Here is a 26,970-nt window from a genome sequence, read left to right as displayed (position 1 = left end):
AAGTTCACTAGCCGCTGGGCGTTGGAGCTGGACAGTTATCGAAGTTCAATGATTTAAATTCTAAAAATAATTAAAAAGACCTCTTCTAATTGGAAAAGGTCTTTTTGGTTTACTTTCTGTATTTTAAAAGTGGTGCTAGAAACCTTGAGCGATTTGCTTTTTTGCCTCTTCTGTTGCTTGGAACAGAGATGAATAGCTGCTCTTTGGCCCTGGTCATTGCCACATAAAAAAGCCGTCTTTCTTCCTCCAAAGCCGAAAAATCACCGTTTCGATAGCTATCTAAGGAGAAGTCATGCGGCAGGCTACCATCGACAGCACCAATGATATAAACGCCTTTGTATTCAAGACCTTTTGCCCGATGAATAGTACTAAGGGTAATTGCCTCAGTAAAATGTTTACTTAAATTTTTAATTTCCTTGTTCATTGACGACATATGCTCTGCATGCACCAATAATGCTTCAATGGAGTCGAAGCTTTTCGCTGCCACTTTTAGGTCCTTTAAATCGTCGGATCCCTTTTCAAGTTTATTCGAGTCATTGCCTCTTTTTTTCAAAAAGTCAAGAAATCCAATGTCTTTTTCAATTTTTTCAATCGCCGTTAGAGGAGATGACTGTTTCAATGTCCGAATCGTAGCGACCGCTTTTATTAATTTCTTTTCCTGAAAGGAATGAGCTGTTTTTAAATAGGAAATAGCCTCGAGAAAACTGCAATCCTGAAGAATACTAATCGCTTTTATGTCTTTTAATACAGCCTGCTTTAAAAATAAAAACGGCAAAATATCGGATAATGCCTGATTGTCATCTTCATTTAAGCTAATCCTTAGAAAAGCAAGGGCGCTTTTCACAATATACCGATCGTAAAAAGCATCTGCATCCAAATCAATTTTAAAAGGAAGGCTGGAGCTTGCCAATCGTTCAAAAACTGCTCTAGAGCCTGCATTTGTTCGATATAATATCGCAAAGTCCGAAGGGCTGTCGCCATTTGCAATCCGCTCTTGTAAATCGGTCACAATCATTGTTGCCTCTTCCTCTTCATCAAATGGAAAAAATAAAACAGGGGTCAGACCCGATGAAAATTGCGCCTTCATTTTTTTTGTTCTTCTTATTTTATTAGCGGCAATCATTTGATTAGCAGTCGTAACAATTTCATGGGATGAACGATAGTTTTGGTCCAGTGTGACCAATTTGGCATAAGGAAAATCCTTTTCAAAATCAAGCAAATAACTTGGGTCACTACCCCGGAAGGAATAAATCGACTGATCATCATCCCCAACAGCACATACATTATTGTGCTTACCGGATAAAAGCTTTATAAGCTCGTATTGAACCTTATTAATATCTTGAAATTCATCAATTGAAAAATATTGAAAGCGTTCCTGGTATTGCTCAAGAAGGGATAGATTAGAGTTAAAGAGCCGGTAACAGCCGATAAGCATATCATCAAAATCAAATAGTCCTACTCGATTTTTATATTCTTCATATTTTCTATATAAAAATGCTGCTTTTTCTTCAAAATCAGTTTCCGGATTCACTTCGTGCGGCATGAGAAGCGAGTTTTTCCAATAGCCGATTTGTTGGAGAGCTAAATCATAGGCAAATTCTTTTTCAGATAGATCAAGCTCTTTGCCGGCTTCTTTCAGGATTTTATCACGCTGCCATTCTTTTTTTAGCAGCTTGTCGGAAGACCAATTTTGTGCATCATGGAACATAAGAATCCGATAAAAAATACTATGGAAAGTACCTGTAACGAGCTGATTGATTCTTTCTTTCCTCATTTGCGGGTATGAAAGTAAGCGGTTCTTCATTTCAGCTGCCGCTTTTGACGTAAAGGTAACAAGCATAATAGAACGCGGATCGATTTGTTCAACATTTAGCATATAGGCAGTTCGTGCAGTTAACACACGTGTTTTTCCACTTCCGGCACCTGCAAGAACGAGTAAGGACCCTTTCATTTCTGAAACAGCGTCAGCTTGACTATCATCAAGAATAACACCGTTTTCCTCTAATAGTTGTAAATAGGGCGAGCGCATTTGCCTTTTTTCAGTAATAATATTTGTAAAGGGAGACGTGAATTCAATATTTTTCGCAGGTATAAATGGATCAACGCTTTTGGGAGCTTCCAAAATTGTCCTTCCTTTTGGAATTTGAAATCCGTTCAATTCATAGTGGTTTTGTTGGTTTTCGATTTTGTTCTGTAAGAGAATCGGTTCAGGACACTGGCTATCAGGTGATTGAGCATGAAAAAAGCGGGGAAAGCCCTGAATTCCAAGAAACAATCTGACCCTCTCGTTACAGATCGGACAAGTCAATTCACCATTTTTACCAGTGAGAAATATTTTTTGATATTGGTCCCGATCTAATTGATCTAAGACAATAGTTCGATTTTGATATATAGCAGTTTTCATTGATTATTATCCTCGATTTCGAAAAATAAGACATGTTCTATCATATCAAAACCTACAATTTTCTAAAAGAGTTTCGTAACAGAAGGGGAATTTAGCCAAAAAGAAGAGCACCTGCCGCTTTTTGACAAGTGCTCTAAATTGTTTATCTTTTTTTAATCATCGTTTTATGCGGAATTCCTGCATCCAAAAATTCCTCTGTAACGACCTCATAACCAAAATCCTCATAGAAAGGATTACGATTCCCTTCCAAGACGAAATGTTTCATAAACTGTCCAAGAGCCATTCTCCAATTGATAAAGAAGATGGAAGCGGTCCACAGTTTCTTCATGATTCACTTTGGTCATACGCAAGGAGCCATAAACATCTGAATGTTCATCATTTGATAGGTTTTGGCCGATTGTTATATGGGGTACAAATGAATATTCTAATTTTTGCACGTTTAATTCATGATTAATCTCGGTATGCAATTCTGTAAGCGCCTCAGTTGGATCTACTTTAATATAGATGACATTATTTACTGGCTGAAAAGAGCTAATTTTAGATGTTTTTAAAGAGAATGCATGGTGATGGCCGGCAATCTTACGTAATTTGTCAGCAAATTGGCCGGCATCCTCTTCAGATGCTTCAAATGCATTATTTAATGTTAAATGCGGTGGAATTAATGCATAATGCGGATCATATCGTTTGCGATAGGAATTCACTAGGTCTTGTAGCTTTTTTGATGGGAAAATGACAACTCCAAATTTCATACGTAATCCTCCATCTGTATAAATTTATTTAATCAGGTGATTCCGAAATGAAAATAAATCAATTAAACAGCCTTCTTGGTATTATAGCAAATTTTCAAAATATTATACAGGAAAAAGATTAATTGCAAGTTCATCTATTAAAAAAGCATTTTTAGAGCACGTCTTAAGTCAGGCTGCCAGTGTGTCCATGTATGATTTCCATTAAACTCCTCAAAAAAGTATATTAATGATTTTCGTACTATCACTTTTGAAAGTCTTCGGTTTGGAGTCAAGAAATCGCTTACTTTTCCATCGGTTGTTCGAACTTCCGTTTCTTGATTCCCTACCACATGATATATTTCCAACAGCTGCGATTCCGAGAAATTTTCGACCATTTCAAGCACTTGATTGTCCACAAATGGCGATTGCAGCAGCACCTTTCCAAATGTGTACGGGTATTGAATGGCTGTCATTAATGAAACGGTTGCACCAAGTGAATCACCGATAAGTGCTCTTGCGGAACCCATTTGATAGGTTGGAAATTCATTATCAAGAAAAGGAACTAGTTCATGCGCAAGAAAGCGAATGTATTGTTGATTCTGCTCCCCGTCAGGATGATATTTCCTACGGCGGTCCTTGACATCTTTATAAGGCACTCCAACAATTATCAGATTTTCAATTTCCTTTTTAAAAAGAAACTCATCAGCCAATCGGCTAATTCTTCCCAGTTGAAAATAATCCCTGCCATCCTGGGCAATTAACAGCGAGTATTTATATAAGGGTGAATAATTGGCAGGTAAATAGATAAGGAGCTGCAAATCTTCTCCAAGCTCCAAACTTTGAAAGGTAAGTTCTTTGATTGTTCCTTTTGGAAACTCCATGAGACAATTCCTCCATAATTCGAATGTACAAAAGCATTTTAACATATCTGTGACGGAATTGCTTTTCATTTAAACGCCGGATGTGGGTATATGATTGTATAGAGGTCCGTGGGGATTTTTTTACAAAATTAATGGAGCCACTGCCGTTTTGAACTTGTCTCGGGCATTATGGATAAAATGTTTTCGCGGCGAAAGGTTCGCATCTGTTTACGAAGTAGGCAATAGGCACGAATGTACTCATTATTTACTTCCTTCACAATTAATTTCCGCTGTGATAACCGCCTGTTCCCTGAAAGATAAATCATTTCCAAAGGAATATTTTCTTCTATAGATCGTAAAAAGAGCCCATCCATGTGATTCCCACCTTTCATTTTTTATATTATTATTATATCCGAACGTTAGTTCTTTATTCAATAATAATAGAACAAGTGTTCCATTTCCGGTTGTTTTGATAATAATAAATGAAAAATAGGGAAAAAGTATTGACTTTTTCTGAGTTATAAATATAATAAAATATGTAACTTAATAAGAGATCTGTTAGCTCAGCTGGGAGAGCACAACCTTGACAGGGTTGGGGTCGGGGGTTCGAGCCCCTCACAGGTCATCACCTAAAACCCTTGGTATTAAAGGGTTTTTTTATTTTTCTTTTTTAAAGATATTTCGAAGAAAAGCACAATAGTCACTCTTGAAATAAAAATAAAAAATGGTCACAAAAATTGTGACCTTAAACGGAAATGCTATCTTATAGCTTCTTTCTGCATTGAAGGTAGGACATGAGAGTACGTATCCGGTGTGATTTTTCAGTGGGGGATGAACAAAACCCCCACTGATTGAAGGTTCACTTTATATGGTTTATTATTCCACCAGCTGACTCGCTTCCATAAACAACACCTGGATGAACTTTTTCATGTTAATGCGGCTCTGGTTGCTTGCTTTTTCGCTTTTGTCCTCTAGCTCAAGCATTTTCTTGCGGACTTCCGAGAAGTCAAAAAACGTGGAAGAATAGGCTTCGAATTTTGGATTCGCATAATCCGTTAATCCTAAAGAAGCAATATGGATGAGCGACTGGTAAAGAGTTCGGCGTACGCGCTGTTCGGAGGCTTTCATCTCTTTTTGAATTTCCGCCTCCGTGGCTTTTTCTCCCAGCTTTTCAGCAGCGATGCCTGCAAAGATTTCCTTTAAAGATGGAAACATGTAGGCAGAACCGAGTCTTAGCTTTTCATTTTGGAGGTATCCTAAAATTTTCAGCAAGTCCTCGCTTCCCCCTTCCCCAATTATCCCTAAATCAGAAATTAAGGAACGTCCGCCTTCCATAATATTTTTCTTATGGGAGGCGGACACAAAGGAAGTGTGCGGACGGCCTGTAAATAGGTTCAACGATTCTTGAATGCCTCGAATCGATTGTTCCAACAGCACCCGCTCGTTTACTTTTTTTAATACACCTGCAATTTCAAGCTGGTTCAGCGGTTTTGTAATGTAGTATTCCGCCCCTAAACTATACGCCTCTCCAATTAGTTTCTTCGTTTCTACTTGCGAAATCATCACAAACTTTCCTTGAAATCCATCAGCAAGAGCCCGGATCGTTTCAATTCCGTCCCTTATCGGCATGAGCAAATCAATTAAGACAATGTCTGCTTTTTTTAAAGACAATAAGCCATTATCCACTAACGATCCGTCCTCGGCTTCTCCCACCACTTTTCCTATATCTTCGTCTTCAATCATTTCTGTCAGCATTGCTCGAATGGCAGGATCGTCATCTATAATAAAATAATTCATCTCGCTGACCCATTCTCTATAATCGCATTTATCGGAAGTTCTACGCTAAATAAGGTTTCTTTATAGTTATCCATAAGCCTGATATGTCCTCCCCATTTTTCAACAGTTTGTTTCACATACGATAAACCGATACCCGTTGAAGGGCTTCCCGACGAATCAAATTTCGTTGTAAAGCCTTCTGTAAAAATGATTTCCTTCAGCTTCGGTGCAATGCCGGGGCCATTGTCACTGACGCAAAATTCCACAAATTGATCTTTCCTTTTCACATGCAGCGATACGGTTCCCTTTTCTTTAATTGCTTCCACGGCATTGGCCAACAAATTATTAATTAATGATAATACCATATATACATTATAAGGTGGATGGTCCCCATCTACATGCAAGGAAAATGAAACATCTTTGTGAAGGGACTCTGCATATCGTCTATTGGAGACGATCATGATGTTACCGAGCTGTTCGATATTCAAATAATCCTGAAGGTTTTCAGAAGACATGAGTTCCGATAACCCCGCATAAATCCGCTGGTTATCTTTTTTGATCTCATGTACAAGACCTGCTATCTGCAGCGCCGTTTGTGCATCACTCCCGTTGGTCTCCCCTGATTTTAACCGGCGATAAAAATCATAACTCATGCCGGTGATTTCTTCCGCATTTTGCATCGTTTTCTTCAGTTGAACCGATTCTTCATACAAATTTGAAATGAAAAGCAGCATTTGCTCCTTTTGCCTGCGCTGCTCTTCTTCCAGGAATTTTGCTTCTCTTAGCTTGAAAATATTAAAAAAGCCGAGAACGAAAAAGCTTCGAATAAAGGCTATGAAAACGAGTTGTTCAATAGAAAGCAAGGATATGTCCCGATATGCCAGAAAAGAACGGACCGCCATTTCCGATACGCTTGCAAAAAGCTCGATCATTACCCCTAAAAGTCCGATCATAAACGGCTGATCGTGCCGTTCGTTCAATTTCGTCCAATGAAATGCGAACGCGTACACGACGTAATAGAAAAAGGCGGGAAAATAGAGATACATTGCTTCCTCAACAGATATGTCCCGTATTCCAACAGCCAGTAAAAAACGAAAAAGAAACACGCTCATCCCCGTTAAAATGCCTGCGATATTCGGATGAATCCTTCTCCCCCACAGTAAAAACAAGAAAAAGACGGGCGTCCCAAAACTGACTCTGAATGTATCGTCGAATGGATAAAACTTAAATTCACCCGCAAGAGGTACCGCAATCATCATCAATAGTAAAATCCATATACGCTCTTTCAATACGGTCCCTCCCCAATCACTAACATAACACATTGTACTGAAATGGTAAAAAAGAGGAAAGGGTTTTGACTGAGATTTTTTATTTTCGTAGTTGCCCTTGTAGGTTTTAGTAGGTTTTAGTAGGCCTGATTTTAAACTAAGGATAATCGCAATAATGAAAGCGTTAACAACTAAACAACTAACATAAGGGGGAATTTATATGAAAAAGTTTGGCTTAGCTACACAAATTTTTGTTGCACTTATACTAGGTATCGCGGTCGGTGCTGTATTTCATGGTAATGAAAAAGTCATGGCCATTATAGTGCCGATTGGCGACATTTTTCTTCATTTAATTAAGATGATTGTCGTCCCGATTGTCATTGCTGCATTAGTAGTCTCAATAGCAGGGGTTGGCGATATTAAAAAACTGGGAAAATTAGGCGGGAAGACGATTCTTTATTTTGAGATTGTCACCACAATCGCCATTGCTCTTGGATTATTGGCGGCAAACTTGTTCCACCCGGGTTCCGGTTTAGATACAAGCACTCTTGAAAAAAGTGATATTTCAAAATATGAAGCAACGACAAAAACAGCCGGAAGCCAGGGCTTTGCAGAAACGATTGTCCATATTGTTCCGACAAACATATTTGATTCCATGGCCAAGGGTGACTTGTTGCCGATTATTTTCTTCTCTGTGTTTTTTGGTCTGGGAATTGCGGCAATAGGAGAGAAAGGAAAACCTGTCCTTGGCTTTTTTGAAGGTGTTTTAGAAGCAATGTTTTGGGTGACAAACCAAGTGATGAAGTTTGCCCCATTTGGTGTGTTTGCACTGATCAGTGTAACCGTTGCCAAATTTGGTATTACAACATTAATTCCTTTAGGGAAATTAGTGCTCGCTGTTTATGTGACGATGATACTTTTTGTGGTTGTCTTTCTTGGAATTATTGCGAAAATGTCCGGGACAAGCATTTTTGTTCTTATGAAAGTGTTAAAAGACGAACTGATTTTGGCATTTACAACAGCAAGTTCAGAGGCTGTATTACCAAGGCTTATGGACAAGATGGAAAAGTTTGGATGTCCAAAATCCGTTACTTCTTTTGTTATTCCAATAGGCTATACGTTTAATTTGGACGGTTCATCGATTTATCAAGCAATAGCATCACTTTTCGTGGCACAAATGTATGGAATTAATCTATCAATTACACAACAGATTACGTTATTACTAGTATTAATGTTAACATCAAAGGGAATGGCCGGCGTTCCGGGTGCTTCATTTGTAGTCGTTTTAACAACACTTGGTTCTATGGGGTTGCCGTTGGAAGGGGTTGCGTTTATTGCCGGTGTCGATCGCATTTTAGATATGGCTCGAACATCAGTTAATGTAATGGGGAATTCATTAGCGGCGATTGTCATGTCAAAATGGGAAGGTGAATTTGACCAAGAAAAAGCAAATGATTACGTAGATTCATTTGAAAAGTCAAATGTAGCATAAACTTTTTGAAAATAAAGGAGGAAACACCATGTCAACAATCAATATTAAAAATAATGTACGTATTGAAAAAGATTTCTTAGGGTCAAAAGAAGTACCGGCGGATGCGTACTACGGAATCCAAACATTGCGGGCTGTCGAAAATTTTCCGATTACAGGCTACCGCATTCATGAAGACTTAATTAAAGCATTAGCAATCGTGAAAAAAGCAGCGGTTTTAGCAAATATGGAAACAACACGTTTGTACGAAGGGCTTGGTAAAGTGATCGCACAGGCAGCAGAAGAAGTAATCGAAGGTAAATGGCATAATCATTTTATCGTGGATCCAATCCAGGGCGGTGCAGGAACATCAATGAATATGAATGCGAATGAAGTCATAGCCAACCGTGCCCTCGAATTACTTGGGAAAGAAAAAGGCGACTATTTTCATGTAAGCCCGAACAGCCATGTCAATATGTCCCAGTCCACAAACGATGCATTTCCAACTGCTATTCATATCGCAATATTGAATCTGCTAGAAAAATTATTGTATACAATGGACGATATGCATACTGTGTTCAGGCAAAAAGCACAAGAATTCAATCATGTCATCAAAATGGGACGCACACATCTTCAAGATGCTGTACCGATACGTCTAGGTCAAGAATTTGAAGCTTATGGACGCGCAATCGAACGTGATATCAAGCGAATTAAGCAATCACGCCAGCATTTATATGAAGTGAACATGGGAGCAACAGCAGTCGGAACAGGATTAAATGCAGACCCGCGTTATATCGAATCAGTTGTGAAACATCTTGCCAATATAAGCGGATTACCGCTTGTTGGGGCTGAGCATCTTGTAGATGCAACTCAAAATACAGATGCATACACAGAAGTATCTGCTGCGTTGAAGGTGTGTATGATGAACATGTCCAAAATCGCGAATGACTTGCGTTTAATGGCTTCCGGCCCTCGGGCTGGATTGGGGGAAATTACATTACCGGCCCGTCAGCCCGGCTCTTCTATCATGCCCGGAAAAGTAAACCCGGTTATGGCGGAGGTTATTAATCAAGTAGCTTTCCAAGTGATTGGAAATGACCATACCATTTGCCTTGCCTCGGAAGCAGGCCAGCTTGAATTAAATGTAATGGAGCCGGTCCTTGTATTTAATCTGCTTCAGTCCATCAGCATTATGAATAACGCATTCCGGGTTTTCACGGACCATTGTCTAAAAGGAATCGAGGCAAATGAAGAAAGAATGAAAGCATATGTTGAAAAGAGTGTTGGTGTTATCACAGCCGTGAACCCGCATATTGGTTATGAAGTAGCTGCTCGGATAGCAAGGGAGGCTATTTTAAGCGGGGAACCTATTCGGGAGCTATGTCTAAAATATGATGTGCTGACGGAAGCGGAGCTGGATTTAATACTGGATCCGTACGAGATGACACATCCCGGTATTGCCGGTGCGGCACTTTTTGACAGAGAGTAACTCCCGTATATGATTTTGGTGGAAAGGGAGGGTGTAGCAACGCCCTCCCGAAATGAACTGCTTGATAGTAGAAACATGTGGATGGCTTAAACGCTAGTTTAGTCAAATGGAAAGGTCAAATTGTCCGTACGTAATGAGATAAGAAGATTAGTAAAGAATTTGTAATAGGTTCGGTGCAAGAGGTTTTTTAGAATTTTGTATTAGCTTGTCTCCCTGGCTTTATGAAAGAATTCATTAAGCAATTAAATAAGAACGTTTGATAGATAAAAGCTGGGCAGATCATAAACTAAATGCTATTATTATTTTAATATTCAGTTAATAACACTTTAGTTTAAAAGGAGTCGAGCTGAAAATGGAAGGTTTGAATGTACAAAATAAGGGGTATTTTGGAGAATTTGGAGGAAGCTTTGTTCCTGAGGATCTTCAACAAGTTTTAAACGAGTTAGAGGAACAGTTTTTACGGTATAAGGACGATCCTGAATTCATAGATGAATTTAACTATTATCTTAAAGAATACGTCGGCAGAGAAAACCCGTTAACTTTTGCTGAAAATTTGACCAGTCAACTTGGCGGTGCAAAAATCTATCTGAAAAGAGAAGATTTAAACCATACAGGAGCCCATAAGATTAATAATGCCATAGGACAAATTTTATTAGCAAAAAGAATGGGAGCGAAACGGATCATCGCTGAAACGGGTGCAGGACAGCATGGAGTCGCAACTGCTACGGCATGTGCTATGTTTGGGATGGAATGTATTATTTACATGGGTAAACTGGACACTGAACGACAAGCTCTGAACGTATTCAGGATGGAATTGTTAGGTGCAAAAGTCGTACCTGTAAATAAAGGTCAGGGGCGATTAAAGGATGCCGTAGATGAAGCTTTGGGTGATCTCGTTCAAAACTATAAAAATACTTTTTACTTATTAGGATCTGCTGTGGGACCTCACCCATTCCCTACGATGGTCAAACACTTCCAATCGATTATTAGTGAAGAATCCAGACACCAAATCCTCCAAAAGGAAGGAAAGCTGCCTACTGCTGTGATTGCCTGTGCAGGTGGTGGAAGTAATGCGATTGGTGCGTTTGCCCAATATATAAATGACAAAAACGTTCGCCTAATTGGGGTTGAACCGTCGGAAGCACCCACCTTAACTGAAGGGGTTCCTGCTGTGATTCATGGCTTTAAATGTTTAACGTTGTTAAATGAAAACGGAGAACCGAAGCCAACGTATTCAATCGCTGCAGGTCTGGATTATCCCGGTATTGGACCGGAGCATAGCTTTTTGAAAACGAGCGGCAGAGCTGAGTATGTCACTATAAGCGGTCAAGAAGCATTAGAAGCGTTTCAATTGCTATGTAAGACAGAAGGGATAATCCCTGCGTTGGAAAGTTCCCATGCGGTTGCGTATGCTATTAAACTGGCAAAAAAATTATCTTCTAATGATGTTTTAATTGTTAACCTGTCAGGTCGCGGTGATAAAGATGTGGAGCAAGTATTTAAGATGTTAAAGAAGTAAAAAAAGAACTTCCGGTAACAAATCACCCATTTGTTACCGGAAGTTCTTTTTACCGCTTTTAGATGACTGAAATGAATAAAGATAGACACTTTGGTCCCTTTGTTTTTTTAAAAAAATTGGCTATGTTAAAGCTCATTGTTGATCTAGCACACTATGTTGATTGGAGCGGAAATCAACAGGCAAGCTTAACAGAGCCAAAAAATTAAGTGAAAACTCTATAGGAATATATTATTTTTCGATGGTCATGAATTAAGGAGGTTAAAAATTAATTAGTTTTGTCAAAAAATGTTAATATTATTTCTTTATATAGTAAGAACGCTTAAAAATATTTCGACAATTTTCTTATGTTTTTTAAAACTTTCAAAGAAGAGTATTTTTAAAAAGTGTATTTGCATAAGAGGGATGGACGATTTATAGTTTTTGGTCCCGAAAAACCACGGTTAATTGCAGAAAAATGTCGAGAAAGGTAGGTTTACAAATCCTCATTTCACTATAATAATTTGAATTATATTAATATTCTAATTAGATATTCCCAAGGATTAGAATGGAAGTATGGTTATTTGTTTAATAGAATTTAAAGTAATCAGTATAAAGGAGGCATCATGTTTTATGGTATATCTGCAAAAGCCGTGGTTGAAAATCTATGATCCGAGAATTGATGAGCATATCAGTATTGATCACAATTCACTTTATGATTTTTTACAAGGTGCTGTAAACCGTTTTAACGAAAAGCCCGCCTTCACTTTTTTGGGAAAGGTTTGGAGTTATTACGATACAAAAACAGTTACAGACAAGCTTGCTTCCGCCCTGCATCAAGAAGGATTTAGTAAAGGTGATCGTTTGTCAATAATGCTTCCTAATTCCCCCCACTATATCTTCACCTTATTTAGCACGTTTCGTTTAGGTGGAATTGCCGTCCAAGTAAACCCAATGTATATGGAAAGAGAAATCGAACATGTTTTAAATGATTCCGGGTCTGAATACATAGTCGTTTTTGATGCACTTTATCCAAAGGTAAAAAAAATACAATTAAATACATCGTTAAAAAAAGTGATCGTTGTAAGATTTGGAGATAAGAAGGTTGACCTTGAAGAAGGTGATCATTATTTTGATGAATTTCTCCGGGATGAAGTAAATATTCCTGATGTGGAAATCAATCGCCGGGAAGATGTCGCTCTTCTTCAATATACAGGTGGAACGACAGGGGTTTCTAAAGGTGTAATGCTTACTCACCAAAATATTCTGGCCAATATCAACCAGGTTTGTGATTTTAGTTATAAACCATGTAATAATAAACCGAAAGATTTTAAGATGATTACTGTTTTGCCAATGTTCCATGTTTATGGTCTCTCGAGTGTTGCGCTTTGCGGAATTAGGGAAGGGGCAAATCAACTTGTTTTACCCCGATTTGATGTAAAAGAACTAATGGAGACAGTTAAGCGTGAAAAACCATTCCAAATGTCCGCAGTTCCAACAATGTACTTCGCCTTAAACAGTCAACCGGGAATAGAAGAGTGTGGATTTGATAATTTGTACTATATAAGCTGTGGCGGTGCCCCACTGCCTATAGAACAGGTAAAAACATTTGAAAAGAAAACGGGAGCAAGGCTTTATGATGGTTACGGTCTTTCCGAGTCATCACCAACGGCTATTTTTAGTCCTCCGTTTGTGCCTAGAAAATATGGAAGTATCGGGATTCCGGTTCAAAGCACAATTGCAAGAGTCGTACGTCAAACAGAAGACGGCTTTGAGGATGTACCTGTAGGAGAAGCAGGAGAATTAATCCTCCATGGCCCTCAGGTGATGAAAGGTTATTGGAACCGTCCTGAAGATACAGAAGAGGTATTGAAGGATGGATGGCTTTTCACAGGTGATATTGCAAAAATGGACGAGGATGGTTATTTTTATATCCTTGATCGGAAAAAGGATGTCATTATTGCAAGCGGATACAATGTCTACCCTCGTGAAATAGAGGAAGTATTATATAAGCTGGAAGCAATCGAAGAGGTGCTCGTCATTGGTGTTTCTGATATGTACCGTGGGGAAACAGTGAAAGCATACGTCAAACTAAAAGAGGGACATACCATTTCAGTAGATGAAATAAAGCGGTATGGCAGGGAAAAACTTGCGCCGTATAAAGCACCAAAAGATGTAGAAATCCATGCAGAGTTACCAAAGTCACCAGTAGGAAAATTACTTAGAAGGGCATTAAGGGAGGAAGAATCTTCAAAAATAAAAGCTTAATTGGAAAGATGGGAAATTGGCGCCGTATAATGTTCATGTAAATGCCATTGCACCGGGATTTTTCCCTACAAAAATGGCACAAGCTATTTTGGATTATTCAGGAGAAAAAATCCTTAAGAGAACACCTGCAGGACGCTTTGGTTCAGATAACGACATGAAAGGACCGGCATTATTTTTAGCTTCTGATGCTTCTGACTATGTGTTCGGTCATGTTCTTGTCGTTGATGGTGGAACAACTGCAGGCGTTCAATAAGGGTACATCAATTGGTTGAACTAAAGGAATTTCTTAATAAAAATGCCCGATTAATTGTTCCGGCATTTTATCATAATTATTGGTTTTTTAAAAAGTCTATCACTTTATTATTTACTAAATCGATTGCTTCCGTCACATAAATATGGCCTGCCCCAGAGACGGTTAGAAGTTTTGAATTTGGAATTTTCTTTGCTAGGGTTACGCCATTTTCATAGGGAACCAGTCGATCGTCATCTCCATGCATGACTAAAGTAGGAGCATTGATTTGTTCGATTTCATTATACGTATCATGAGCCAGGCATGCCTGAAGCTGAAGCATGTAGGCATATGGAAGAATCGGAATTTCAATTCGTTTATGAATGTCTTCAGCTAGTAAGTCTTTATGATTATCGATAAATGATTGACTGTATAGAATCGGAGCAGTTGCCCAGGCTATTTCTTCCGGTGTTGAATTAGCAGATGCTCTTGAAAGCATGAGCATCGAAACATCAACTCCGGGTTGTACATGTTTTGCTCCGCCGGAGGTTGTACAGCCCAAGATGAGAGATCGGATTCGATCGGGATACTTTAGTGCTAACCTTTGGGCAATCATACCACCCATGGAAATGCCATATACATGTGCGGAATCAACACCCGCTGCATCCAATACCGCATTTGCATCATCGGCCATAAGCTCAATTGAATAAGGGGTATGGGGTTTACTGCTTAAACCGGTTCCGCGATTATCAAAAACGATCACTTTAAAGTGCTCACTCAGAGCAGGTAAAGTTCGAAACCACGATTTTGAATCTAGCGCCAAACCCATAATAAGCAATAATGGTTCACCATCACCGTGGACTTCATAATAAAGATCAATTCCATTAGCATTGGTTACTGGCATACTAGACAGCTCCTTTTTTTAAGATAATGTAAATTTTATGTTAATTTGTCTTTATAAAGACCGAAGTGTTAAATATTTCATAAATTCCAAATTGACTTAAACTTCAAATTTCATTATGATTATAGCAAAATACCAACTGGTTAGTTATGAGGAATTAATATGACATCCAAAGACCATGATCCGGTTACTTTTTATAAAAAATTAGAAAAGAAATGGAATAAAAGAATCCATTTTTATACTAATTGCCGCTCTTTTTCCAATGATTTTTGGAAGGGAGTGGAAAATCATTTGGATCGGGTAATGATTCACAGAAAATTAATTGATAGATGGTTAAAGAAATTAGACCTGCCGAAAAAAGATGATATAGCTGACCTTGCATTAAACATCATAAATTGTGAAGAAGTACTGGACAATCTTGAAGAAACAATCTACATGATCAATCTAAAACAAAAAAGTAATCAAATTAAGTTAAAAAATGTAAGAGAATCATTAGAAGAAATAATATGTGAATTCAAAAATGAAAAAAGAGATTTCCGTAATTACAAAATAAAAGCTTTAGAAAAAGAACTAAATGATTTAAAACATTTTTTTCATAAACAAACTAATTTAGATATGGAGGAGAAAAACAATGACTAAAAAAAATGAGAAAGAAGTAATGGTAGAAAATCAAGAATTTAAGGCTGGCCATGAGGAGCAGCAATCAAGTTTTGAACTGCTTTGGAAGCTTGGATTTGAGGAATTAGATGCATGGGTTGAACGTTTAAATTATCGAGATGAGGTCTTTTTAAATTCAGCTAAGCATTATGTAGAAAGAGTTAAGCGTAATCAAGAAAACACCAAAGCGGTAACAGATCAATTTGCAAAGGAACTAAGAGAATGGGAAAAAGGAGCTCGAGAAGAGTTACTGATGTCAACAACAACACTGCAGCATTTCTTCCCGATTAAATCGTATGAAGATATTAATCGTGTTGTAGATGATTTCCAAAAAAGAACAACTTCGCTTTTATTGAGCCCTTTTCAAACTTTAACCGGCGGCCAAGGACTGGACAAGTATATGGAAACGGTTGAAGAATATATTTCATATAGAAAAAATGGCAGAGATAAATATATAGAAAGTGTAAAGCAAACATCCAATGTGTTATTTGAAAATCAAAAAATATTTGTGAATCTTTTTTCAAAACAAGTGAAAAATACTTTTTTTCCATTTCAAAAATATATGAATAAAATAACTGAGCCGGCAAATTCATAAAAATAGGGGTGGAACCAGATGTCAGATAAGAAAACATACGATCCATATGATTCCTTTAAAAAGTATAGTGAGTTATGGGAAAAACAGATAAATGATTTTATCTACCTTTTAACGAATAATAGCAATTTTGTCAAAGGGGCTAACGTAGGTAGTGAAGCACATTCACGTTATTTTGAAAAAGTAAGAAAAAATCAAGAAACAGTTGCTAGTTTACTTAACTTTCCTACTAAAAATGATATAGCAAATGTAGCGAAATTAACTATCCAAGCGGAAGAAAAGATGGAAGCTCTTGAGGAACAAATTTGGGATTTACAGGATTCTATGAATTCTCAAGGCAAAGAAATTGAAAGTATAGTGGATGTGTCCAAGGAAATTATTAAACTTACAAAGCAGCTAAAAACAGAATTATTGAAAACAAAAAAAGAGGTAGCAGATACAAAAGACTTACATGCAGAGATTCAAGAGATGAAATTTGAGCTAATTAAATTAAATGGTTTGAAAGAAGAGTTTAAGATATTAAAAACACTCATAAAAAATGACAAAGAAACCGAACCGGCACTAGCTGCAACAAGTCAGTCAAAATAATTTTTGAGGCGGGGGGAAAAACGTGGCGGCAGATGCACCATTAAAGAGTTTAATCTCAGCTTTTGATTATGAGAAAGAAATGAATCGCTGGAAGCACGTTTTCCAAGTTTTAAGTGAACCTGAGCCAAAGATTGGTGATACTCCAAGAAATGAAGTATGGAGGAAAAATAAATCGGTATTATGGCACTATCCTGCCAAACAGAAAAAATACGAGATTCCATTATTTTTTGTGTATTCCTTATTTAATAAACCGTATATTTTAGATATAGCCCCAAAGGCAAGTGTCATAGAGGGCCTTACCGACATGGGCTATGAAGTATATTTATTAGATTGGGGTTCCCCGGGCTATGAAGATAAAAAAATCGGCCTTGATACGTACATTGAAAAATATTTAAAGTCGGCTGTTAAGCGGGCGATTCGTCATTCCGGAGCAGAAGAAATTACCTTAATCGGGTATTGCTTAGGCGGTACCATTGCTTCTATTTACGCCTCGATTGCTGAAGAGCCGATTAAAAATTTAATTGTCGCGACGGTTCCAATTGATTTCCAACCGTTTATCGGGCCGGATAAATGGGCAGAAGGATTAAGAAATGGTGATTTTAACTTTGAGCACTTTATAGATGTCTATGGGGTGGTCCCGCCTCAATTAGTGGAAGGGATGTTCAGAGCGATAGGAGCGCCAATTTATTTTACAAACTATACAACGCTCTTTTCGAGGGCACATGATCACCGTTATGTGGATAAGTGGCGTCGCATGAATAAATGGACGCTTGATCAGGTTCCTTTTGCCGGAGAGGCATATAGACAACTCGCCAACGATCTTTTTAAAGAGAATAAGCTGGTTAAAGGGGAATTGATGATCGGAAATAAAAAGGCAGACCTAAAAAATATTAAGGCAAACCTATTCGTTGTTTCGGGCTCTAGAGACAATTTGATTTTAGAAGAGCAAAGTAAGCCGATAATGGATTTAGTGTCCAGTAAGGATAAAACCTATATCACAGTTGAGGCAGGACATGTCGGACTAGCCCTAACCGGCGTGTTTGCAGGAATTGTAGATAAATGGGTTTCCAGTCGTTCAAATATCCTATAATATTTTCCTGTAATAAAGTTCGGTACAAGGCAATATAATTAGTATTGAGCAATTGGAAGAGGGAAGGAAATATTCCTTCCCCTCTAACTTGCTGTTTTGTGTTTATTCAAAAAGTCGCGGAGTACTTTATTGAATGAATCCTTTGCCTCCAGTTTGGCAATATGACCTGTATTTTTGAATATGACAAATTCTGAGTGTCGAATCTGTTTATGCATTAAATACTGGATCCAAACAGGTGTTACTGAATCGTATTGCCCGCCAATGATTAAGGTTGGAATCTTAATCTTAGGGAGTAAGCTCAAATTATTGACCTTTAGGCAAGCCTCCGCTGATTTAAGATAATATTCATGATTTGGCTTGTAAAATTTATAGAATTCTTCAAAGTTTTCCTTAGTCCAAGAATAAAGGCAGGAGCGAGCGGCTTTTTCTTTTTGGGCATGAGGGGGATTTACCTCTGCCCGAGCTTTACGATATTGTAAATATAGGTTCCCAAGGGATCTTGGGACATAATGAAAAGTACTAACGAGTATTAGAGAGCGACAAATCTCCGGAGCTTGACGGTAAATTTCTTGAGCAACCATTCCGCCCATTGATAAACCGCAAATGTGGGCGCTTTCAAGATTAAGTACCTTTAATAAATTAATAATATCACTTGCAAAGTTTGGAATCGATATCTCCTCATTTGTTTTATTCTCACCATGTCCTCGTAAATCAGGAATAATCAAGTCATACTGGTCCGCGAATACAAACTGATTATGCCAGCCTTCCTTCACTTCTCCAAGCCCATGAATAAAAACTAAAGGTTCACCAACACCAAAACGTAAATAAGGAATTCCGGAGCAACTATTTACTAATTCTCCCAAATCCAATCCCTCCTAATGATAATATAATAACCATTATTTCCATGATTTGTAAAGTGTAAAACATTTATAAAATTCTGACTAATCCATTATATAAATGTGATTGAGTAAATATTACTCCTAGGTGTAAATTACATATATCAATAAGGAGAATAAAAGAGGAATTTGGTGATTTTTTTACATTGACAAATAAAAACTCAGGGAGTAGAGTTAGGTTGATGTAAAAGGAACTGAACTTATCATAAGGAAATTCTCGTTAGGCGAGGCTTCTATACAAACATAGGCCACTGCCCGGAAACGTCGAAAGACGCCAATGGGTAGAACAGGTATTGCCGGATTAAGGCTCTACTTAAGGTGGCTGAGATATTCTCTACGTTGTATAGTGCTGAAGCTAAACTAGGGGGATTATAAACATTACTTTTATTTGTAATGAACGTAAACCCCCGTTTATCCGGTGGTTTTTTTGTTTTTTTCATATTTATTATCACCATAATATTTTAATGGAATACTATATTAATAGAGTAAGGAGTGTGAGATTTTCGTGGACGGTTCCAGTAGTAGGCTGAGAAGAACGATTAATTTAATTGGAGTCATTAATACCCTACATTCCTCAACTGGAAGCTTCTACTTAAATCGATGCTTCCTATAAGAGATACCTGTGTTAATGGCTCCCAATACAATTGGGAGGTGCAGTAATAATGAAATTTAATACTACTAAAAAATTTGGCATTAAGCAAAAAAGCGCAGATGAAATTGTTAATATCCATGGGTTTGATATAGAACTGAATAAAGAAGATACAAAGAGAATCGATCGGCTGGTTGATAATTATGAAAAAAGTATTTTGGCCCATTTAGATGAAGAATATTATCGTAAAACCACATGGTCCGATCGTATAGCCGATCGTATTTCTACCTTTGGAGGAAGCTGGAAGTTTATTATTTATTTTGGATTTTTTCTTGCTGTGTGGATGATTTGGAACTCACTTGTTTTTACGAAGCATTTTGATAAGCCGCCATTTATCCTGCTTAACCTTATCCTTTCTTTTATTGCAGCTTTTCAGGCACCTGTCATTATGATGAGTCAAAATCGCCAGGCAGCCCGGGATAAACATGAATCAGTTATCGATTTTGCGATTAATTACAAGGCTGAACAAGAAATTGATGATATGCAAAGCCATCTCCATAAAATTGAAACTGAATTACTAACAATTAAACAATTGTTACAATCAAAACAAAGGGAAGATGATTCACAAGACGTATCAGAAAATCACTTTGGTACAAAAAATATTAGTTGAATCAAAAAAGGAGCGTCCTTTGGGAAGGAGCTCCTTTTTACATTTCCCATATTAGCTTTAGTCATTAATTATATGACAGGTCGGCTGCAGGTACATAGTAACCATCCTCAACATCTAAAATGAATTGTAAAATGTCTTCGGCGGCATGGGTATTTATAAATTTTCTTTGACTAGAGATAATGTTGTTTAGTTTTTCGCAATCATTTTCAAGTAATTTAGTGATTGTATTTTTAATTTCGCTGATATCCTTACAAACGACTCCTAAATTGGATTTTTCAGCGAAAGCGGGATTTCCTTCTTCTTGTCCGGGTAATGCACCTGTTATGATTATAGGTACATTGGCAGCAATAGCCTCAAACATGACATTCGGACTGCCTCTCGTAAAGGCAATATCAGAAGTCAACATGAGATCCTGAATGTTTTTGGTGAATCCATAAATTTCAACTTTATCGCCATATTGACTTTTTAGAGATTGCTCCAGCTTTGCTTTAAGCTTCGCATTTCTACCTGCAACAATTTTTACAGTACAATCAAAATTATTTAGGAGATTTTCAGCGATGTTTTCCATATTCCCTACACCTTCACCACCGCTCATAATCAAGCATTTCAAAGGTGTGCCCTTTTTATAGGTAACTTTCTTTTTTGTGTTTTTTTGAAAGAATCTTGAGCGTACAGGGAATCCTAAAACTTTTATGTTTTCAGCAGGGATGCCATATTCTATACATTTCTCTCTTGCTTCAACAGTTGGACTAATTATGTAATCAGCCCTTTTATCCGCCCAAAGTGGATAAATATTGACTAAATCTGCTATAAGGATAATAAAAGGTATTTTGATTTGTTGTTTCTCTAAAATATTTAAAATGGAGCCATTAAAATTTGGATGAACGGATAAAATGATATCTGGCTTTATTTCGTCCAGAAGCTTTAAAAAATTATTTTTTATTAGTGATTCGATCATGGTGTTTACAACGGATGGTTTGATAGCTGAAAGATTCCAGACCATCTTCCATAGATTTTCTGCACTTCTAGTGATCGGACCATATGATTTACCGATATTCAAAAGAACCTGTCCGCCAAGTGAAAAACCATCTACTACGTGTATGTTAATATCAGAATCATCTTTTATTTTTTCAAATAAAGATTCTGTTATGCTTTTATGACCATGCCCTGTATTATCTGAGGAAATGATAAGTATATTTTTACCCATTTTACCAAGCCTTTCTTAAATACCTATTATATAATTATAACAAAATAAATGCACTTTGAAGACTGTATATTTATTGTTAATACATTTTTAAGATTTATCAATAAATATTTTCATTATCCATGAAAAAAATATCTACATAAACATTTTCTAATAAAGGAGTTTAATTCATTTTTGAAAAAAAATAATGTAAAAATCATTTATACCATATTTGTTTTTATCGCACTAGCTGCCTTTGATAATATAATAATTGGACTATTTCCGCCACTATTTCAAAATATTTCAAAGGATTTACATGTAAATATAGCTAAAATGGGTACAGTTTCGGCTGCTAATATTTTAGTTACTGCCCTATCATCCGTTTATTGGGGATATCTTTCAGGGAAATTTAAAAGAAAAAAACTTATCATTATTGGAACGTTAATTTGGGTAGTCTCTGTTTTTTTAACAGCTATGAGTAAAAATTATCTGCAGTTATTAATATTTCAAATCATAACCGGTGTAGGATTAGGCTGTATTGCATCAATTGGGTTTAGTGTACTAACGGATTCCATTCCATATCGAATGCGCGGAATGATTTTAAGCCTATGGGGTATGACGCAGGGCTTAGGAGGTATTGCAGGCTCTCTGATGGCTTCTTTAATAGCTACGAGAACCAGTTGGAGATTTCCCTTTGAAATCGTAGGGTTTATTGGCTTTTTTTTAATCGTGCTTTATCTTTTTGTAGAAGAGCCTTCAAGAGGGAAATCCGATCCTGAGCTGAAAGGAATTATTAATGAGGGTCAATCATACAACTATATTATTGAATCAAAGCATATCCTATCGCTTATTTTAAAACGCAGTAATTTACTTTTATTTTTACAAGCTTTTTTTATGAATATAACGACAGGGAGCCTCATATGGCTGCCAACCCTATATATTTACAAAATTGAACAGCAAGGCTACGGTATGAATACCGCCATGATCGCCTCGGGATATCTTTATGCGATATTCCAGGTTGGAGGGATGACCTCAGTATATTTTGGTCATCTTGGTGATCGATTACAGAGGAAAACCTATAAAGGAAGAGCTTATTTAACGGCGTTGTTTGTTTTTCTTACGATGCCGCTATACATATTTATGTTTATAATCCCAATGGCTGGTCTATCGCTGCCAAAGGACAATAATGCTTTATTCATTTTATGGAGTTTATTAAAACAAATAATGGTGAACCCGTGGATCTTATTGTTGTTTATCCTATCGTTTTTTGCATCAGCGGCTCAATCCGCTAATACTCCCAATTGGCTGGCGCTGATAACGGATGTAAATCTGCCGGAGCACCGGGGAACAGCCTTTAGCATCGCGAATCTGTCTAATAGTTTGGGTAGAACAATGGGTAATGTGGGCGTTGGAGCTTTACTGGGCATTATCTCGATTCATTCGAAGGAACCTTATAGCTATATAATTACCCTATCCTTACTGCAAATCTTTCTTATTCCTTCAGCATTCTGTTATTTAAGAATGGCTAAAAATAATGTTTCAGATATAATTAAGGTTAAGGAGACGCTCAAGAAAAGAGCTGAAAATAAGTAAAGTGACTTTTATTTAAAAAGCTGCATGGACAACAATGCCATTAATGCTGAAAAAGAGGTTTCGTTAATGATTAAAAAGTATATGACATTCCAAAAAAATAACGGTATTGTTCCATATATTTGGACTGTCCTTTGTATTTTACCGTTTTATTTTATTTTCCAATCCTCCTCAATAGTTAAAATAGTTGTCGGGATATTACTAACAATCTTATTTTTTGTCTTTTATCGAATTGCCTTTTTTTCCAAAGGCTGGCCTGTTTATTTGTGGACGTTGATCCTAATCGGAATATCGATTACATCGACGAGTCTTTTCAACTATGTATATTTTGCTTTTTTCCTTGCCTATTTTATTGGCAATATAAAAGATCGGATAGCCTTTTATACATTATATTTTATTCATTTATTTAGCACTTCTGCATCGATCAATTATAAAATCGTCCAGCAGAATGACCAGTTCTTATCGCAATTGCCCTTTATCATCATCATTTGGATAAGTGTCATCCTCCTCCCTTTTAACCTTTATAATCGTAAAGAGAGGGGACAACTCGAAGAAAAGCTTGAGGATGCCAATAAGCGAATATCAGAGCTGGTGAAACTGGAGGAACGGAACAGGATTGCCCGTGACCTTCATGATACACTGGGTCAAAAGCTTTCGATGATTGGTCTGAAAAGTGATTTAGCAAGGAAATTAATATATAAAGATCCTGAGAAGGCACGATGTGAATTGAAAGATGTTCAGCAGACAGCGAGGACTGCCTTAAGTGAAGTCAGAAAGTTGGTTTCATCCATGCGCGGTATTCGATTGAATGAGGAGATTGGGCGGGTAAAACAGATCATAAAGGCAGCACAGATTAAATTTGAATGTAATGAGGATTTTTCACTTACGAATGTTTCCCTCCTTACCGAGAATATCCTCAGTATGTGTTTGAAAGAGGCTGTAACCAATGTCGTAAAACACAGCGGGGCTACTTCCTGTTTTCTTTCGATAGAGCAATCATGGAAAGAAATTGTTATGATTATAAGAGATAATGGGGTCTTTAACGGATCGAAAGAAACCGTCACTGAGGGACACGGTTTAATTGGAATGAAAGAACGGTTGGAATTTATAAATGGCAGTTTGGAGCTCACGACAAATGAAGGAACAACTTTAACGATTAGGGTCCCGAACGATGTTAAACCGACCGAGAAGGGGGGAGCATAATTGATTACAATAGTCATTGCTGAAGACCAGCAAATGCTGTTGGGGGCATTTGGATCACTGCTTAATTTGGAAGAGGATATGGAAGTGGTGGGAAAGGCATCGAATGGAGAAGAAGCGGTAACACTTGTACAGAAGTACAGACCCGATGTTTGCATCATGGATATCGAGATGCCCGGAAAGAGTGGGCTCGAAGCTGCAGAAGAGCTTAAAGGGTTAGGCTGTAAAGTAATTATTTTAACAACCTTTGCCCGTTCAGGTTATTTTCAACGTGCCTTAAAAGCCGGTGTTAGCGGGTATTTATTAAAGGACAGCCCAAGTGAAGAATTGGCCGGCTCTATCCGCAGTGTAATGGCAGGCAGACGAATTTATGCTCCTGAGCTGATGGACGATGTTTATAGTGAAGAAAATCCTCTTACTGATCGTGAAAAAAAAGTATTGGAACTTGTTGCTGACGGAAAAAATACACAAGAGATTGCCGAACAGCTATGCATTAAGACTGGAACGGTTAGAAACTATATTTCAACTATTTTGGATAAGCTGGATGTGAAAAACCGCATCGAAGCCATCACCCAATCAAAAGAAAAAGGCTGGTTTAAATAAATAGCGGTCATATGCTCTTTATTGGCATAAAATCGCATTAAAAATTGCGTAACACTTAAAAGCGCCGAAGGATAATGCCTTCGGCGCTTTTAAGTGTTTGACTCTTTTTATTCAAATATTATATCGATTTGCAGTATTTCAGATCTGCTTCCTAAGCGCAATGGAGGACCCCAAAAGCCAAATCCGGATGAAACGAAGGCATGAAGCTGTTCTTTTTTTAGGTATCCCCAATCCAATTCAAACATTCTTTTTGTAATGAGATGATTTGGTGCCATTTGTCCTCTATGGGTATGTCCGGAGAGCAGTACATCAACCCCATTTTCTTGAGCCTGTTTCAGTTCAGAAGGCTGGTGATCCATCGCGATAATAGGGTAAGAGCTGTCCCGGTCTGAAAGTAAATCTGCAAATGTCTTTCTTCCTTTATCTGTTTTGTCTTTTCTTCCCAGTAATTGAAAGCTATCATCAATCAACGTCATTTCATCCATTAAAATATTTATATTAATCTTTTTCATTTGCTCGATAAATTGAGGGATTTGTCCCCCGTAATATTCATGATTACCTAAGACGCCAAAAATACCAAGGGGAGCGTTAAGCTTACCCATGATTGCCCCCATCTTTTTTTGAATGAATGGCTCAGGGTCATCATCAATAATATCGCCTGGCAAAAGGATTATATCCGGTTTTATTCCTTCCATTTTTTCTACTAATCTTTTTAAATGCGATACTCCTGATAATCTTCCAAAATGCATATCTGAAGCAACTGCAATTCTGAGAGCGTTTCTTTTTCCATGTTTTTTTGGAACAGTGATTTCAAAATTTCTGATGATAGGGCTGTAGGCATTAAATAATCCATATCCGAAAATAGCAGCAAGTAAAATAAGCACTGTCAGGCCCGCCAAGAAAAAGGCTGAATGGGATAATGTCCCTGAGGTCATTTTTATAATAAGAATACTAATATCCGCAATCGGAAATAGAATCAAAGCATATTGGAAAAAACCAAACCAAATTGAACCAATGGTACTGAAAAATCCTAAATGCTTTGAGATACGACCTATTAAAAACGAGTAGGAAAACAATATAAAAATTAGGCTATAGAGAATTAAATGATTCATTTGGAAAGAAATTTTCAGCCACTCCCATACATTCCAACCGACATAAAAGAGCAAGCCATTAAATAATACCAATATCAAGATAGGCTGAAGTAGTCGCTTAAATCTATTCATCTAGTTTTTTTCTCCCTTTAGTAAAAATCTTACTTTTGATTTTATCACAATGGTTGGGATACTTCTAAAAGTTTGAAAACCAAATTCATTAATGTAAAAAGCTGCTTCAGTGCCTTTTTATTTTAGTAAGAACTCCGAGTTTGTAAGTGGGAAAACTTGTATTACTCTCTAACTTCCTTTACTATGACCTTTATTAAGATGAATAAAGATAAATGAGGTAAAGAATATGAAATCACTTATATTTGAAAAGTTTGGCGGACCGGAAGTACTCACCTACATAGAAATACCTGATCCAACGGTTAAAAAAAATGAAATATTGCTAAGAATGAAAGCCATTGGCTTGAATTTTGCAGATGTATACAGAAGGAAAGGGAATTATCATCTTGCAGGTGATCCGCCATATATTTTGGGCTATGAAGGAGCCGGAATTGTAGAACAGGTCGGGGAAAACGTTACAAACGTGAAAGTGGGAGACCATATTGGTTTTGCAGATGTTCCCTTTGCCAATGCAGAGCTAGTCGCGGTTCCTTTAAATAAGGCAATACCAATACCTGCAGAAATATCCTTTGAAACGGCCTCTTCCATATTGCTGCAAGGACTAACGGCACATTATTTAACAAGTGATAGTTATCCGATTAAGAAAGGGGACTTTGTTTTAGTCCACGCTGCAGCCGGAGGAGTTGGGCAGCTTCTTGTCCAAATAGCAAAGCTGCTTGGCGGGAAGGTCATAGGTTTAACCTCTTCAAAAGAAAAGGCAGAGGTTAGTAAATCAGTTGGGGCAGACTTTGTGTTTTTATATGATGAACCTTGGTGTGAAAAAGTAAAAGAAGTAACCCGGGAGCTTGGTGTGGACGTTGTATATGAGTCCGTGGGTTCAACTTTAGCAGTAAGCTTTGAGGCAACTAGAATCGGGGGAACGGTCGTATTTTATGGGATGGCAGGCGGTGACCCTGCCCCGGTTAATCCACGAATGTTGATGGATACCTCCAAAACACTCACTGGTGGCGACCTTTGGAATGTTTTAACTTCCTATGAAGAAAGAGCAACCCGCTCAAAACAATTGTTTGAGTGGATAATTGAAGGCAAGCTAAAAGTGGCAGCTCCTGTAACATTCCCGTTAAAAGATGGCGCTGAAGCACACAAATTACTAGAAAGCAGGAAAAGTACAGGAAAAATATTATTAATTCCATAATGTACTAAAAA

General features: G+C 37.5%; 23 protein-coding genes, 1 tRNA gene, 2 pseudogenes and 1 riboswitch. Of the genes and pseudogenes, 15 read left to right on the top strand and 11 right to left on the bottom strand.

What is annotated here, in order from left to right; all coding sequences use genetic code 11:
• Window positions 1-109 precede the first annotated feature (109 nt).
• From AC3ANV_RS21805 to AC3ANV_RS21785, 5 genes and pseudogenes are all read right to left on the bottom strand, one after another.
• Window positions 110-2,404, bottom strand: coding sequence for a UvrD-helicase domain-containing protein (locus AC3ANV_RS21805; protein ID WP_488310748.1), 2,295 nt, complete (start codon window positions 2,402-2,404; stop codon window positions 110-112).
• A 142-nt stretch (window positions 2,405-2,546) separates the two neighbouring features.
• A pseudogene (locus AC3ANV_RS21800) lies at window positions 2,547-2,636 on the bottom strand (GNAT family N-acetyltransferase); the annotation flags it as partial.
• 1 nt (window position 2,637) lies between these two features.
• Window positions 2,638-3,153 (bottom strand): YjcG family protein, encoded by a 516-nt coding sequence (locus AC3ANV_RS21795; RefSeq protein ID WP_488310747.1) that lies wholly within the window; start codon window positions 3,151-3,153, stop codon window positions 2,638-2,640.
• Window positions 3,154-3,290: 137 nt separating this feature from the next.
• Window positions 3,291-4,013, bottom strand: coding sequence for an alpha/beta hydrolase (locus AC3ANV_RS21790; protein WP_488310746.1), 723 nt, complete (start codon window positions 4,011-4,013; stop codon window positions 3,291-3,293).
• A 128-nt stretch (window positions 4,014-4,141) separates the two neighbouring features.
• A complete protein-coding gene (locus AC3ANV_RS21785) occupies window positions 4,142-4,366 on the bottom strand; it encodes a hypothetical protein (RefSeq protein ID WP_488310745.1) in 225 nt (74 codons plus the stop codon).
• Between the two features lie 178 nt (window positions 4,367-4,544).
• Here AC3ANV_RS21785 and AC3ANV_RS21780 point away from each other — a divergent pair.
• Window positions 4,545-4,617 (top strand) — tRNA-Val (locus AC3ANV_RS21780).
• A 251-nt stretch (window positions 4,618-4,868) separates the two neighbouring features.
• Here AC3ANV_RS21780 and AC3ANV_RS21775 read toward each other — a convergent pair.
• Window positions 4,869-5,789, bottom strand: coding sequence for a response regulator (locus AC3ANV_RS21775; protein WP_488310744.1), 921 nt, complete (start codon window positions 5,787-5,789; stop codon window positions 4,869-4,871).
• The gene (locus AC3ANV_RS21770) at window positions 5,786-7,057 is read right to left on the bottom strand and encodes a sensor histidine kinase (RefSeq protein ID WP_488310743.1); all 1,272 of its coding nucleotides are present in this window, start codon (window positions 7,055-7,057) and stop codon (window positions 5,786-5,788) included. The genes AC3ANV_RS21775 and AC3ANV_RS21770 overlap by 4 nt, the downstream gene beginning before the upstream one ends.
• A 199-nt stretch (window positions 7,058-7,256) precedes the next feature.
• Here AC3ANV_RS21770 and AC3ANV_RS21765 point away from each other — a divergent pair, with 199 nt between their 5' ends.
• From AC3ANV_RS21765 to AC3ANV_RS21745, 5 genes and pseudogenes are all read left to right on the top strand, one after another.
• Window positions 7,257-8,528, top strand: a complete 1,272-nt coding sequence (locus AC3ANV_RS21765; RefSeq protein ID WP_488310742.1) for a cation:dicarboxylate symporter family transporter — start codon at window positions 7,257-7,259, stop codon at window positions 8,526-8,528.
• A 28-nt stretch (window positions 8,529-8,556) separates the two neighbouring features.
• Window positions 8,557-9,993 carry an aspartate ammonia-lyase gene (gene aspA, locus AC3ANV_RS21760; RefSeq protein WP_488310741.1) on the top strand — a complete coding sequence of 479 codons (1,437 nt, stop codon included), beginning with the start codon at window positions 8,557-8,559 and terminating at the stop codon, window positions 9,991-9,993.
• Window positions 9,994-10,345: 352 nt separating this feature from the next.
• Window positions 10,346-11,512 (top strand): tryptophan synthase subunit beta, encoded by a 1,167-nt coding sequence (trpB, locus tag AC3ANV_RS21755; RefSeq protein WP_488310740.1) that lies wholly within the window; start codon window positions 10,346-10,348, stop codon window positions 11,510-11,512.
• Window positions 11,513-12,121: 609 nt separating this feature from the next.
• Entirely contained in the window at window positions 12,122-13,756 is a 1,635-nt protein-coding gene (locus AC3ANV_RS21750; protein WP_488310739.1) for a long-chain-fatty-acid--CoA ligase, read from the top strand.
• A gap of 13 nt (window positions 13,757-13,769) precedes the next feature.
• Window positions 13,770-14,009: pseudogene (locus AC3ANV_RS21745) on the top strand (SDR family oxidoreductase); the annotation flags it as partial.
• Between the two features lie 76 nt (window positions 14,010-14,085).
• On the opposite strand, the gene AC3ANV_RS21740 reads toward AC3ANV_RS21745, so the two are convergent.
• Window positions 14,086-14,889, bottom strand: a complete 804-nt coding sequence (locus AC3ANV_RS21740) for an alpha/beta fold hydrolase (protein WP_488310738.1) — start codon at window positions 14,887-14,889, stop codon at window positions 14,086-14,088.
• Between the two features lie 159 nt (window positions 14,890-15,048).
• Between AC3ANV_RS21740 and AC3ANV_RS21735 the strand changes: the two genes are divergently transcribed.
• Genes AC3ANV_RS21735 through AC3ANV_RS21720 form a run of 4 tightly spaced genes read left to right on the top strand, consistent with a single transcriptional unit; the run spans window position 15,049 to window position 17,813 of the window.
• Complete coding sequence (locus AC3ANV_RS21735; protein WP_488310737.1) at window positions 15,049-15,525, top strand: hypothetical protein; 477 nt, start codon at window positions 15,049-15,051, stop codon at window positions 15,523-15,525.
• Window positions 15,518-16,138 (top strand): hypothetical protein, encoded by a 621-nt coding sequence (locus AC3ANV_RS21730; RefSeq protein WP_488310736.1) that lies wholly within the window; start codon window positions 15,518-15,520, stop codon window positions 16,136-16,138. The genes AC3ANV_RS21735 and AC3ANV_RS21730 overlap by 8 nt, the downstream gene beginning before the upstream one ends.
• Window positions 16,139-16,156: 18 nt before the next feature.
• Complete coding sequence (locus tag AC3ANV_RS21725) at window positions 16,157-16,723, top strand: polyhydroxyalkanoate biosynthesis repressor PhaR (protein WP_488310735.1); 567 nt, start codon at window positions 16,157-16,159, stop codon at window positions 16,721-16,723.
• 22 nt (window positions 16,724-16,745) lie between these two features.
• Window positions 16,746-17,813, top strand: coding sequence for an alpha/beta fold hydrolase (locus AC3ANV_RS21720; RefSeq protein WP_488310734.1), 1,068 nt, complete (start codon window positions 16,746-16,748; stop codon window positions 17,811-17,813).
• 83 nt (window positions 17,814-17,896) lie between these two features.
• Here the strand turns inward: AC3ANV_RS21720 and AC3ANV_RS21715 are convergent, their stop codons facing one another.
• Window positions 17,897-18,676, bottom strand: a complete 780-nt coding sequence (locus AC3ANV_RS21715; RefSeq protein ID WP_488310733.1) for an alpha/beta fold hydrolase — start codon at window positions 18,674-18,676, stop codon at window positions 17,897-17,899.
• Between the two features lie 242 nt (window positions 18,677-18,918).
• Window positions 18,919-19,084, top strand: a riboswitch (M-box (ykoK) riboswitch).
• Between the two features lie 287 nt (window positions 19,085-19,371).
• Here AC3ANV_RS21715 and AC3ANV_RS21710 point away from each other — a divergent pair.
• On the top strand, window positions 19,372-19,968 hold the full coding sequence (locus tag AC3ANV_RS21710) for a DUF1003 domain-containing protein (protein ID WP_488310732.1): 597 nt from the start codon (window positions 19,372-19,374) through the stop codon (window positions 19,966-19,968).
• A gap of 64 nt (window positions 19,969-20,032) precedes the next feature.
• On the opposite strand, the gene AC3ANV_RS21705 is transcribed toward AC3ANV_RS21710, so the two are convergent.
• On the bottom strand, window positions 20,033-21,175 hold the full coding sequence (locus AC3ANV_RS21705) for an MGDG synthase family glycosyltransferase (protein ID WP_488310731.1): 1,143 nt from the start codon (window positions 21,173-21,175) through the stop codon (window positions 20,033-20,035).
• A 171-nt stretch (window positions 21,176-21,346) separates the two neighbouring features.
• Between AC3ANV_RS21705 and AC3ANV_RS21700 the strand changes: the two genes are divergently transcribed.
• The 3 genes from AC3ANV_RS21700 to AC3ANV_RS21690 all read left to right on the top strand — a co-directional run bounded on the left by AC3ANV_RS21700 (window position 21,347) and on the right by AC3ANV_RS21690 (window position 24,544).
• Window positions 21,347-22,744 (top strand): MFS transporter, encoded by a 1,398-nt coding sequence (locus AC3ANV_RS21700; RefSeq protein ID WP_488310730.1) that lies wholly within the window; start codon window positions 21,347-21,349, stop codon window positions 22,742-22,744.
• Window positions 22,745-22,810: 66 nt separating this feature from the next.
• The gene (locus AC3ANV_RS21695) at window positions 22,811-23,944 is read left to right on the top strand and encodes a sensor histidine kinase (RefSeq protein WP_488310729.1); all 1,134 of its coding nucleotides are present in this window, start codon (window positions 22,811-22,813) and stop codon (window positions 23,942-23,944) included.
• Window positions 23,945-24,544: a response regulator transcription factor gene (locus AC3ANV_RS21690; RefSeq protein WP_488310728.1), complete on the top strand. Its 600-nt coding sequence runs from the start codon at window positions 23,945-23,947 to the stop codon at window positions 24,542-24,544.
• A 107-nt stretch (window positions 24,545-24,651) separates the two neighbouring features.
• Here AC3ANV_RS21690 and AC3ANV_RS21685 read toward each other — a convergent pair whose 3' ends face one another.
• Window positions 24,652-25,767: a metallophosphoesterase gene (locus AC3ANV_RS21685; protein ID WP_488310727.1), complete on the bottom strand. Its 1,116-nt coding sequence runs from the start codon at window positions 25,765-25,767 to the stop codon at window positions 24,652-24,654.
• Between the two features lie 226 nt (window positions 25,768-25,993).
• Between AC3ANV_RS21685 and AC3ANV_RS21680 the strand changes: the two genes are divergently transcribed.
• Window positions 25,994-26,959, top strand: a complete 966-nt coding sequence (locus tag AC3ANV_RS21680; protein ID WP_488310726.1) for a quinone oxidoreductase family protein — start codon at window positions 25,994-25,996, stop codon at window positions 26,957-26,959.
• Window positions 26,960-26,970 lie beyond the last annotated feature (11 nt).

Source organism: Neobacillus sp. DFD-2R (assembly GCF_057747865.1).
Note: the sequence above shows the minus strand (reverse complement) of the source record. Positions and strands in the feature narration are given on the sequence as shown.